At 61.2% G+C, this 10,461-nt stretch carries 10 protein-coding genes; 3 read left to right on the top strand and 7 right to left on the bottom strand.

The features are described from left to right. Positions 1–254: 254 nt before the first annotated feature. Complete coding sequence (locus RWK44_RS19710; protein ID WP_316029312.1) at positions 255–1,547, bottom strand: DNA polymerase IV; 1,293 nt, start codon at positions 1,545–1,547, stop codon at positions 255–257. A 76-nt stretch (positions 1,548–1,623) separates the two neighbouring features. Between RWK44_RS19710 and RWK44_RS19705 the strand changes: the two genes are divergently transcribed. Further along, positions 1,624–2,211 (top strand): GNAT family N-acetyltransferase, encoded by a 588-nt coding sequence (locus RWK44_RS19705; RefSeq protein WP_316029287.1) that lies wholly within the window; start codon positions 1,624–1,626, stop codon positions 2,209–2,211. Here RWK44_RS19705 and RWK44_RS19700 read toward each other — a convergent pair. Then, positions 2,186–2,860, bottom strand: a complete 675-nt coding sequence (locus RWK44_RS19700; RefSeq protein ID WP_020049510.1) for a hypothetical protein — start codon at positions 2,858–2,860, stop codon at positions 2,186–2,188. The genes RWK44_RS19705 and RWK44_RS19700 overlap by 26 nt on opposite strands. Before the next feature lie 2 nt (positions 2,861–2,862). Further along, positions 2,863–3,171 carry a DUF3572 domain-containing protein gene (locus tag RWK44_RS19695; RefSeq protein ID WP_003547422.1) on the bottom strand — a complete coding sequence of 103 codons (309 nt, stop codon included), beginning with the start codon at positions 3,169–3,171 and terminating at the stop codon, positions 2,863–2,865. A 133-nt stretch (positions 3,172–3,304) separates the two neighbouring features. On the opposite strand from RWK44_RS19695, the gene RWK44_RS19690 reads away from it, so the two are divergent. Together RWK44_RS19690 and RWK44_RS19685 are read left to right on the top strand one after the other, a co-directional pair. After that, positions 3,305–3,676, top strand: coding sequence for a response regulator (locus RWK44_RS19690; protein WP_003547430.1), 372 nt, complete (start codon positions 3,305–3,307; stop codon positions 3,674–3,676). An 18-nt stretch (positions 3,677–3,694) separates the two neighbouring features. After that, positions 3,695–5,068, top strand: coding sequence for a PleD family two-component system response regulator (locus RWK44_RS19685; RefSeq protein ID WP_316029286.1), 1,374 nt, complete (start codon positions 3,695–3,697; stop codon positions 5,066–5,068). 748 nt (positions 5,069–5,816) lie between these two features. Here the strand turns inward: RWK44_RS19685 and rpmG are convergent. The 4 genes from rpmG to rnr all read right to left on the bottom strand — a co-directional run bounded on the left by rpmG (position 5,817) and on the right by rnr (position 10,460). Beyond that, positions 5,817–5,984 carry a 50S ribosomal protein L33 gene (rpmG, locus tag RWK44_RS19680; protein WP_003547442.1) on the bottom strand — a complete coding sequence of 56 codons (168 nt, stop codon included), beginning with the start codon at positions 5,982–5,984 and terminating at the stop codon, positions 5,817–5,819. Positions 5,985–6,076: 92 nt separating this feature from the next. Continuing rightward, entirely contained in the window at positions 6,077–7,261 is a 1,185-nt protein-coding gene (locus tag RWK44_RS19675; protein WP_025394117.1) for an MFS transporter, read from the bottom strand. Between the two features lie 254 nt (positions 7,262–7,515). Further along, entirely contained in the window at positions 7,516–7,971 is a 456-nt protein-coding gene (locus RWK44_RS19670; protein WP_027665387.1) for a DUF983 domain-containing protein, read from the bottom strand. A gap of 122 nt (positions 7,972–8,093) precedes the next feature. Beyond that, positions 8,094–10,460, bottom strand: a complete 2,367-nt coding sequence (gene rnr, locus RWK44_RS19665) for a ribonuclease R (RefSeq protein WP_131664212.1) — start codon at positions 10,458–10,460, stop codon at positions 8,094–8,096. Between the last annotated feature and the right edge of the window lies 1 nt (position 10,461).

Raw genomic sequence — 10,461 nt, 5'->3', positions numbered from 1 at the left:
GGAAGATTTTATAGGCCGGACCACGCGCAGATTTCACGCGCTAGAGCGCCGCGCGTCTTCAGACGCGCTAAGGACGCTCTATCGCTTTGAATCTGCGCATAATCCTTTCCGAAAATCGATTCCGATTTTCGGGGTTATGCGCTAGAACAGGATGATTTTAGGCCGGCTCGGCCTAAAATCTGAATCCTGTTCTACATTATATAGTTAGAGCATGATGTCGTCCGAAAACCGCTCACACTTTTCGGCATCATGCTCTAGTGATCGCGCTTGCCGCTGCCGAATGTATAGCCGGTCTCGACCGTCTTCTTGCCGAACTTGTCGCGCAGCTTGTCCATCGCCGCTTCGGCTGCCGCCCGCCGGCCCGATTGCTGGTCGATTAGATCGGGCGGGTCGGCACGGGCGGTGTCGCCGAGATCGGTGACGCCGATGCCGATCAGGCGGAATTTCGTACCATCCGTCTCTTTTTCGAGAAGCTCGAGCCCGGTGCGGAAGATCCTGTCGGCAAGCTGGGTCGGGTCTTCGAGCTTGCGGTTGCGGGTGCGCGATTTGAAATCGGCGGTCTTCATCTTCAAGACCACGGTCTGGCCGGCAATGCCGTTTTTCTTCAGCCGCCAGGAGACCTTTTCGGAGAGGTTGCGCAGGATCGGCACCAGATCGTCATAACGCGAGATGTCATCGAAGAAGGTCGTCTCGGACGAAACGCTCTTGGCGGCATCATTGAGATGCACTTCGCGGTCGTCGATGCCGCGCGACAGCCGTGCGAGCCGCTGGCCGATGCTGCCGTAGCGGCGCATCAGGTCGTTTCCCTCCATCTGCTGCAACTGGCTGATGGTACGAATGCCGTCCGCCTCCAGTGTTGCCGCAAAGGCCTTGCCGACACCCCAGATGGTGGTGACGGGACGCGGCGCCAGGAACTCGACCGCTTCCTCGCGGCCGATGACCGAAAAGCCGCGCGGCTTCTGCAGATCGGAGGCGACCTTGGCGAGGAATTTGCAATAGGAAAGCCCGACGGAAACGGTGATGCCGATCTCCCTTTCGATGCGACGGGCGAATTTGGCCAGCGTGCGCGCCGGAGGATCGTGATGCAGCCTCTCGGTGCCGCCGAGTTCCAGGAAGGCCTCGTCGATCGATAGCGGCTGCACCAGCGGCGTCAGATCCTGCATCATGGCGCGCACCTGCCGTCCGACCCGGACATATTTCTCCATGTCGGGGCGGATGACGATCGCTTGAGGGCATGCCTCCAGCGCCTTGAACATCGGCATGGCCGAACGCACGCCGTGGATGCGGGCGATATAGCAGGCGGTGGAAACCACACCGCGTTTGCCGCCGCCGATAATGACAGGCTTGTCGGCAAGTTCCGGATTGTCGCGTTTCTCCACCGCTGCATAAAAGGCGTCGCAATCGATATGCGCAAGCGTCAAGGCGTAGAGTTCGCGGTGGCGCACGAGACGGGGGCTGCCGCAGGAAACGCAAGGGCGCGCCTCGCCCTTCTGCTCGGCAAGGCAGTCGCGACAGAAGCCGGGTGTCTTGGCAGGCGCAGGCGTCATGATGAGAACAAAGATTGAACGCCGGGACATTACGCCTTAAGCTTCCGAGTCTCAAGTGAGGGCGGGAGCTTTGCCTTTGGATAACGATCTTCGTTTCGAGCCGGTAACGCCAGAACGCTGGGACGATTTCGAAGTCGTGTTCGGGCCGCAGGGTGCCTTCTATAACTGCTGGTGCGTCGCGTTGCGTCTGCCGCATGCGGTGAGGACGAAGATGGCGGCCGACGAACGCAAGGCGCATATGCGGGAGCGGATCAAGGCGGGTCCGCCGCCTGGCATCCTCTGTTATGCCGACGGCGCGCCGGTCGCCTGGGTGCAGGTCGGGCCGCGCCATGACGTGCCGCAGTTCAATTCGCCGCGCACCGTCTCGCGGCCGCTGGAAGAGGGCGATGCGCATGATCCGTCCATCTGGGCCGTCAGTTGCTTCTTCCTGCTGCCCAAACTGCGCGGCAAGGGAATGAGCCATCGCCTGCTTGCCGGCGCAATCGACCATGCGCGGCGCCAGGGAGCGCGGCTGCTCGAAGCCAGTCCGATCGATCATGTGAAGCAGTCGAAATCCGTGACGCTCTGCATCGGTTCGACGGCAATCTTCGATGCCGCCGGTTTCGAGACGGTTGCGCGGCGCAAGGACGGCCGTCCGCTCATGCGGCTGGAACTGCGCGTGTGAAGGTGCCGGAAACAAAATGCGCCTCGATCAGCGCGGCCGCATGCGTCCAGTCGGTGGCGCGGGTGATGTCGTTAGCGGCCGCCGGGGCGAAGCGATGGACGGGCGAGTTCGGCATCAGGTGAATCAGCAGGCAATCGGCGACGTGATCCCTGACGGAATGCAGATTGCGCGCCATATCATCGATGAAGATGACGGGAAGGGAGCGGCTGGCATGCAATGCGTGAACGATCGGCCCTTTGGGTTGTTCGGTGGCAAGCAGCGGAAAGAGCAGGCCCATCCTGTCGAGCAGGCGACGGCGCTGGTTCTGGAACCGCGGCTGCATGGCTGTCAGGAAAAGGATATCGGCCTCTTCCGAAAGCCGGTCGAGCGTTTCGACGACGCGGTCGAGCGGCGTCTGCCACAGCTCTTGGGCTTCGAAGAATTCCTCGATCAGCCGGCTGACCTCCTGATCCTCGATCTCCACGCCGTCGGCTTGCGAGACGATGTTGCCGTGCAGCCGGAACGATCGCGGCAGAAACGCGCAACCCTGGCTCTGAAGGAAAAGCTGGAAGGGACCGATGAACTGCAGCACGACGTCGTCGACGTCGCAGACGATCAAAGGCCGTTCGCCGAGGCGGATATGCGAGATGTCGAATTCCCCGGAGGTCACGGTCAGTATTCTCCGGAATCGAGGCCCGGTGAAGAGAAATGCCGCCAGGCCGCCGTCACCGTCTCCGGGCTGATCCCGCTCGCCGCGCAGAAGGCCATCGCCGTCGGTTCATGGTTCATCAGGAAATCCATCATGCCGGCGAGGAATCCGGGATCGTCGACGGCGTTGCGCACCTGGCCGGGCGCCACACCCGTCAGGGCGAGGAAGCGGCCGAACATGTCGGGATCGTCGGCAAGCCAGCCGAGCACGGCGATCGCCGTCTCGTGCGGGTCGGCGGCCTGTTGTTTCGAAGTCTTGAAGTTGCTTTGCATTTCGCTGGGTAAGTTACCTTTTCTTCAACCAAATACCGGTAGCGTGCGCTATCGGTTTCACGGAGCTATTTGTCCGCATGTGCCTTTCTCATGGGACGAACCGCTGCGCGAACGGACGTAGGGACAGCTTGTCATGCCCAAACAGGTGATGATTGTAGAAGATAACGAGCTCAACATGAAGCTCTTTCGCGACCTCATCGAGGCGTCCGGTTATACGACGATCCAGACCAGAAATGGTATGGAGGCGCTCGATCTGGCGCGCAAGCATCGCCCCGACCTCATCCTGATGGATATTCAGCTTCCCGAAGTCTCCGGCCTCGAAGTCACGAAATGGCTGAAGGAAGACGACGAGCTGCACGTGATTCCCGTCATCGCCGTTACGGCTTTCGCGATGAAGGGTGACGAAGAGCGGATCCGCCAGGGCGGCTGCGAGGCCTATGTTTCCAAGCCGATCTCGGTTCCGAAATTCATCGAGACGATCAAGACCTATCTGGGCGATGCCTGACGCATCGGAAAGACGCTGATGACTGCGCGAATACTGGTGGTTGACGATATTCCGGCCAACGTGAAGCTGCTCGAAGCGCGGTTGCTTGCGGAGTATTTCGACGTGATGACCGCAGCGGACGGCTACACGGCACTGGCGATCTGCGAGCGCAACCAGGTCGATCTCATCCTGCTCGACATCATGATGCCCGGCATAGACGGTTTCGAGGTCTGCGAGCGGCTGAAGGCCAGCCAGAAGACCGCCCATATTCCAGTCGTCATGGTCACCGCGCTCGACCAGCCGACCGATCGTGTACGCGGCCTGAAAGCTGGCGCTGACGATTTTCTTACCAAGCCGGTCAACGATCTGCAGCTGGTCTCCCGGGTGAAGAGCCTGCTGCGGCTGAAGACGTTGAGCGATGAGCTGCGTATCCGCGCCGACACTGCCCATACGATGGGCATCGATGACCTCACACGGGCAGGCGAGGGCCGCGCCGACGAGACCGCTCAGGTCCTGCTCGTCGACGGCCGCGCCAATTCGCAGGAGCGCATCATCAAGGCGCTGAAGCCCGTCGCCGACGTGCTTGCCCTCTCCGATCCGCAGGCCGCCCTCTTCGAGGCGGCCGAAAGCGCGTTCGATCTCGTCATCGTCAACGCCAACTTCGACGATTACGACCCGCTTCGCCTCTGCTCGCAGCTGCGCTCGCTGGAGCGCACCCGCTTCCTGCCGATCCTGATCATCACCGAGCAGGGCGTCGACGAAATGGTCGTGCGCGCGCTCGATCTCGGCGTCAACGACTACATCATCCGCCCGGTCGATCCCAACGAACTGGTTGCCCGCAGCCTGACGCAGATCCGCCGCAAGCGCTATAACGACCGCCTGCGCGCCAGCGTCAAGCAGACGATCGAGCTTGCCGTGACCGATCCGCTAACCGGCCTTTATAACCGGCGCTATCTCGACAATCACCTGAACGTGCTCTTCAACCGTTCGATGGCGCGGGGCCGGCCGCTTTCGGTGCTGATCACCGATATCGACCGTTTCAAGCATGTGAACGACACCTACGGCCATGATGGCGGCGACGAGGTGCTGCGGGAATTTTCAAATCGCGTCCGTTCGACCATCCGCGGCGCCGATCTCGCCTGCCGCTACGGTGGTGAAGAATTCGTCGTCGTGATGCCCGACACCTCGCCGGAAATTGCCGCCGCTGTCGCCGAGCGCCTTCGTGCGGCGATCGAAAGCGCGCCCTTCATGCTGAAACACTCCGGCGAAGCGCTGAATGTCACTGCTTCCTTCGGCATCGCCTCGCGTATTGCGTCGGTGCTGACCCCGGGCCAGCTGATGAAACAGGCGGATCTGGCCCTTTACGAGGCCAAGAATACCGGCCGCAACCGTGTGGTCGCCGCGGCCGCGTGACGAATCACTTGCCGCCATATGTGCCATTTGCGAGTTTTCCACTGCGGTAAGCCAATTGTTACCGATTTTTAATTTTCGCCTGTGCAATGCAGGGCTAAAATTTCGCAACTCAATAGCCCAAAAATGGACTCGCCGCGTTGCTGCGGATGTGTTGCCGCGCGATAGTCTTGAGAGTGTCAGGTCGTAGGTCAAAATAAAGGGGAGACTATAAAAACTGCCTGCCGCTGACAGGGTCAAATAGATTGCGGCGACATCACCTCACGTAGGGGGAGGGGAGGCGTAAGTTGTTCAGTTATATTGTCGAATTTCTTCAAAACGTCAGGCGCTACGCTTCGAGTCCAAGCAGAGCGGATAAATCTTTGTATGTCCCAAATCTGGACTTTTAACCATAGAATCAAGCTGCAAACATTCACCATTAAGAATTTGTTGATTTTCTTTCATTTTTGCGCAAATTATCGGCTCATAAGAGAAGCGCTCCCGTTGAGGAGTTGTCGATACCCCATGATGCTCAGGTCCGCCGCATCTCCTGGGTCGTGGGGTCGGTCGGCTAGTAGGCAAGTTTTAGCGGTTCCTCGTGCCGTTTTGCATGCTGGCCGACCCCCTTTCAAGAAAACGTCGCCACTTCCCGAAGATGGAAGGGCGGCGTTTTTCTGTTTGCGCTATCATTTTTTAAAGACGATTAATCCGGGCAATAAAAAACGCGCAACCCGAGGGCGCGCGCTTTTTTGAAATCCGTCAGGCCAAGTGATTACTTGATCTTGGTTTCCTTGAACTCGACATGCTTCTTCGCAACCGGGTCGTACTTCGTCTTCGTCATCTTGTCCGTCATCGTACGGCTGTTCTTCGTGGTGACGTAAAAGAAACCGGTGTCGGCCGTCGACAGCAGCTTGATCTTGATTGTTGTAGCCTTGGCCATGGTCGTCCTGCCTTTAAGAAAATGAAAGCCGTGGAAGCCGGATGGGCTCCACGGCAAATCCTGGCGCGAAACTACGAATCCCGCTCGAAAAGTCAAGCCCGTTTTCGAATGAACATCAGTCTGATGCCGGAAAGTAGGGCGTAAAGACCGAAGAAAGCGGCAATCGCCCAGGCAAAACCGTTATTTCCAGCGACATCGATCGCCGCGCCGATCGCCTGCGGCCCGGCCACGGTTCCCATCGCATAACAGAAGACAAAGGCAGCATTGGCCGCTGCAAGATCGGAGCCCGTCAGCCGCGAGCCGAGATGGCTGAGGCCGACCGTATAGAGGCCTGAGACGCAGCCACCCCAGAAAAGCAGGAGCCCGGCCATCAGCAGCCAGTTGTCGAGCAACAGCGGCAACATCATCGAGCCGATGAAGCCCATCAGCGCCATGCCGGCCAGAAGCGGCCGCTTGTCGGCGATGCGGTCGGAAAGCAGGCCGAGTGGGATCTGAAAGATGACGTTGCCGACGCCCATCATGGTGAGCAGCAGTGCGGCCTGCGATTCGGTGAAATGTGCGCGCACGGCAAAGATCGGGAAAAGCGACAGCCCGCCCGCTTCGACAGCGCCGAAGATGAAGACCGCTGCCGTCGCCGTCGGCACCAGGAAAACGTAGCGCATGAAATGCAGCTCTGGCTTTTCCTCGAGCACCGGGCTTTCGTCGCGAGCGATGAAGATCGGGATGGCGGCAAGCAGGATGGCGCCGGCGCCGATCAGGAAGGGGAAGATGCCGTCGCTGCCGAGGATCGAAAAGAGCAGCGGTCCGGCCGCGAAGCCAAGGGAAAGCACCGTCGCATAGATGCCGAGCACGAAGCCGCGCTTGGAAGGCGGCGAAGCGGCGTTGATCCAGAATTCGGAGAGGATGAACAGCGTCGTCGTCGCGCCGTGGAAGGCGAAACGCAGCGGAAACCACATCCAGAAATCCTGGGCGTAATAGAAACCCAGCGCGCTCAGCGCCGAAATCAGCACGGCCCAGATCATTGTCGGAGCCACGCCATATTTATGGGCGAGCTTGGTGGTGATCGGTGCGGCGGCCATCGCCGCGACCCCGGCCATCGCCGTGTTCAGCCCTATCAGGGTGGACGAGATGCCACGTTTTTCGAGGATGATGCTGAGGAGGGGCAGACCGAGGCCGATTGCTATGCCAACGGCTGATATGGACGAGATGGCTGCCACCAGAGAAGGCCAATGGATTTCTTCGACATCGCCCGGTGTGCCGGTTCTCGGCTGAGACATTTATCCATCCTTAGAGAGGTGCGCGAACGAATCGGCCGATCCCGTCAGATAGATAGACACGGACGTGCCAAATCCAGGTGACGGATGCCGCTTCGCAGTATTTCCGATGTGAGTGACCATCTGCGGAATGTAAAGCCCGTTCGGGCAAGAAATGCTTACCATGTCAGGTCTTGAGGATCGTCGGCTCCCGCATTTGGGTGGTGGTCGGTGGAGGGCTGGCACTACACGTTAAATATGTCTGGAAGGTGAAGGCGCTAATTCGGCCGGCCGGGGATGTCATAATCGTCCGGACCGTCGCTCTCGCCACCGAAGCCGTGCATGCGCAGCGCCCACTGCAGGCCGATGACCCCGCCCTTGATCGGCTGGATCGAGGCAAGCGCGGTGATGACGGTGATTGGCGCCCAGATGGCCAGATGGACCCAGACCGGCAGCACGAAAGTCAGGTCGGTCAGCATATAGCCACCGACCACGACGTGGCCGAGGACGAGAATGACGATATAGGGCGGCAGGTCGTCGGCGCGTTGGTGATGCATCGCCTCGCCGCAGGTGGCGCAATGATCGACCGGCTTCAGGAAGGCGCGAAAGAGCTTGCCGTTGCCGCAGGCCGGGCAGCGGTTCATCAGCCCGCGCATGATGGAGCGCCCAAGCGGACGCTCGACCTCGGGCGTATCGCCGTAGCGGGCGGCGGCCGGATCGGTCGGTGTGCTCATCGCATGTTCCTCTTCGGATCTAAACACGTCGCGCGAAACTCTGCAGCGGTTTCGCGATTACGACATGCGTGAAAACAAGGACCTACAGCGCGGGGAGCCAATCTGAAAGATTGCGACGCGCTTTAGTGCCGTCCGCGCGGCGGCCTCGTTCCGGGTTTCTTGCGAACCTGGCCCCTGTCGCGGCGCCCCGCCTTGTGGAAGGAACGCACCGCCGCCGGCATTTCGCGGCCCTCGCTGATCATCTCGAAACGCAGTGCACCGGCAAGCGGGATCGCTTCGGCAAGTTTCACGGTGACGCTGTCGCCCAGGCGATAGCCAAGCCCGGTCTTTTCACCGGAGAGGGCCTGATGCGCCTCGTCATAGATGAAATAGTCGCTGCCGAGCGTAGATATAGGGACGAAACCGTCGGCGCCATAGTCTGGCAGGGCGATAAAAAGCCCCGATTTCGTTACGCCCGAAACCCGCCCGGCAAATTCCTCGCCGACGCGGCCGCTGAGGTGGTGCGCGATCAGCCGGTCGACGGTTTCGCGCTCGGCTGCCATGGCCCGGCGCTCGAAGGTCGAGATTTCGGCCGCGATATCGTCGAGCGCCGCCTCTTCTTCGGGCGTGATGCCGCCTTCGCCGAAGCCGAGCGAGCCGACGAGGGCGCGATGCACGATGAGATCGGCGTAGCGGCGGATCGGCGAGGTGAAGTGGGCGTATTTCATCAGGTTGAGGCCGAAATGGCCTATATTCTCCGGGCCGTAGATCGCCTGGCTCTGCGAACGCAGTACCATCTCGCTCACCATGGTCTGATGCGGCGTGCCGTCCGCCTTCGCCAGAATGCCGTTGAAGTTGTTGGCGCGCATGTTGCCGCCCTTGGCAAGCGAGATGCCGAGCGTGGCCAGGAACTCGCGCAGGATCTCCTGCTTGGCAAGCGTCGGGCCGTCATGGATGCGGTAGATCAGCGGCTGACGCTTCTTTTCGAGCGTCTCGGCGGCGCAGACGTTCGCCTGGATCATCATCTCTTCGATCAGCTTATGCGCATCGAGCCGTGGCGGCACGACGACCCGATCGACCGTGCCGTCGGGCTTCAGGAGGATCTTGCGCTCCGGCATATCGAGTTCCAGCGGCTGGCGCCGGTCGCGTCCGCGCTTCATCACCTCATAGGCGTGCCAGAGCGGCTTCAGGATCGGCTCAAGCATCGGTCCGGTCTGATCGTCCGGGTTCCCGTCGATGGCTGCCTGCGCCTGCTGGTAGGACAGCTTGGCCGCACTCTTCATCATGATGCGATGGAAAGTATGGCCGATCTTGCGGCCTTCCCCGGAAAAGCTCATGCGCACGGCGAGCGCCGGGCGGTCGACGCCTTCTTTCAGCGAGCAGAGATCGTTGGAGATGCGCTCCGGCAGCATCGGCACGACACGATCCGGGAAATAGACCGAATTGCCGCGCTTCAGCGCCTCGCGGTCGAGCGGCGAATTGGGTCGGATATACCAGGAGACGTCGGCGATCGCGACGGTGACGATGACGCCGCCGGGATTCTCGGGCGAGGGATCGGGCTCGGCATAAACAGCGTCGTCATGGTCCTTGGCATCGGCCGGGTCGATGGTGATCAGCGGTACGTCGCGCCAATCCTCGCGATGCGACATGCTGGCGGGCCTTGCGGCCTCCGCCTCGGCGATGACGGCCGGCGGGAAGACATGCGGGATGCCGTGCGCATGGATCGCGATCATCGAGATCGCTTTTTCCGAACCGACGGAACCGACTACGGAAAGCACCTTGGCGCGCGGCAGGCCGAAACGGCCGAGACGGGCGATTTCGACTTCGACCAGATCGCCGTCCGTGGCGCCGCCGGTGAAGTCGGGATCGATTACCATCTCCTCGCCGCGCCGTTCGATCGGCAGCAGCCGGCCGCCGCCGCCGGGTGCCGTACGGAAGACGCCCATCGAGGCGCCGCGGCGCCTGTCGATCACCTTGATGATCCGCGCCGTATAAGCCGGACCGCCGCGATCGACAGCCGGGAAGATCTTCGCCAGGATGCGGTCGCCGAGCCCGGCGACGGGCGCCTTGCCCTTGCCCTGGCGGCCTGCCGGCGATTGCTGGCGGATGGCGACGGCGGGTGCCACGCCCTGGTCCTCAGGCCATTCCGCCGGCCGGCCGATCAGGTCGCCGTCCTTATCGCGTGTGGTAATATCGAGAACGGTGACAGGCGGCAGCGCACCGGGACGGATCAGCGACTTGCGGTTCTTCTGCAGCATGCCTTCCTGTTCGAGCTCCTGCAGCATCTGCTTGAGCTCGACGCGGCTATCGCCTTTTAGGCCGAAAGCCTTGGCGAGTTCACGCTTGGACGCTTTCTGCGGATGATCGGCGATGAAGCGTAGGACCACCTCGCGCGAAGGCAGCGCGCCGTGGACGATGTTCAGCGGCTCGACGGCGGGAGCATCCTTGCGGCCGATCTTGCCCGGACGCTTGCCCGCAGGGTTCGTTCTCTCGCGCGGTATCCTGCTCACG

This window comes from Rhizobium sp. 25PS6, from assembly GCF_032464655.1.
GTDB classification, from domain to species: Bacteria; Pseudomonadota; Alphaproteobacteria; order Rhizobiales; family Rhizobiaceae; genus Rhizobium; species Rhizobium laguerreae.
This window is presented reverse-complemented; position numbering and strand designations above follow the sequence as displayed.

Excerpts from the sequence above, each read along its gene's own strand:
- RWK44_RS19710 (WP_316029312.1), bottom strand. The coding sequence starts at position 1,547 with ATGACGCCTGCGCCTGCCAAGACACCCGGCTTCTGTCGCGACTGCCTT.
- RWK44_RS19695 (WP_003547422.1), bottom strand. The coding sequence starts at position 3,171 with ATGCAAAGCAACTTCAAGACTTCGAAACAACAGGCCGCCGACCCGCAC.
- RWK44_RS19690 (WP_003547430.1), top strand. The coding sequence starts at position 3,305 with ATGCCCAAACAGGTGATGATTGTAGAAGATAACGAGCTCAACATGAAG.
- RWK44_RS19685 (WP_316029286.1), top strand. The coding sequence starts at position 3,695 with ATGACTGCGCGAATACTGGTGGTTGACGATATTCCGGCCAACGTGAAG.
- rpmG (WP_003547442.1), bottom strand. The coding sequence starts at position 5,984 with ATGGCCAAGGCTACAACAATCAAGATCAAGCTGCTGTCGACGGCCGAC.
- RWK44_RS19675 (WP_025394117.1), bottom strand. The coding sequence starts at position 7,261 with ATGTCTCAGCCGAGAACCGGCACACCGGGCGATGTCGAAGAAATCCAT.
- RWK44_RS19670 (WP_027665387.1), bottom strand. The coding sequence starts at position 7,971 with ATGAGCACACCGACCGATCCGGCCGCCGCCCGCTACGGCGATACGCCC.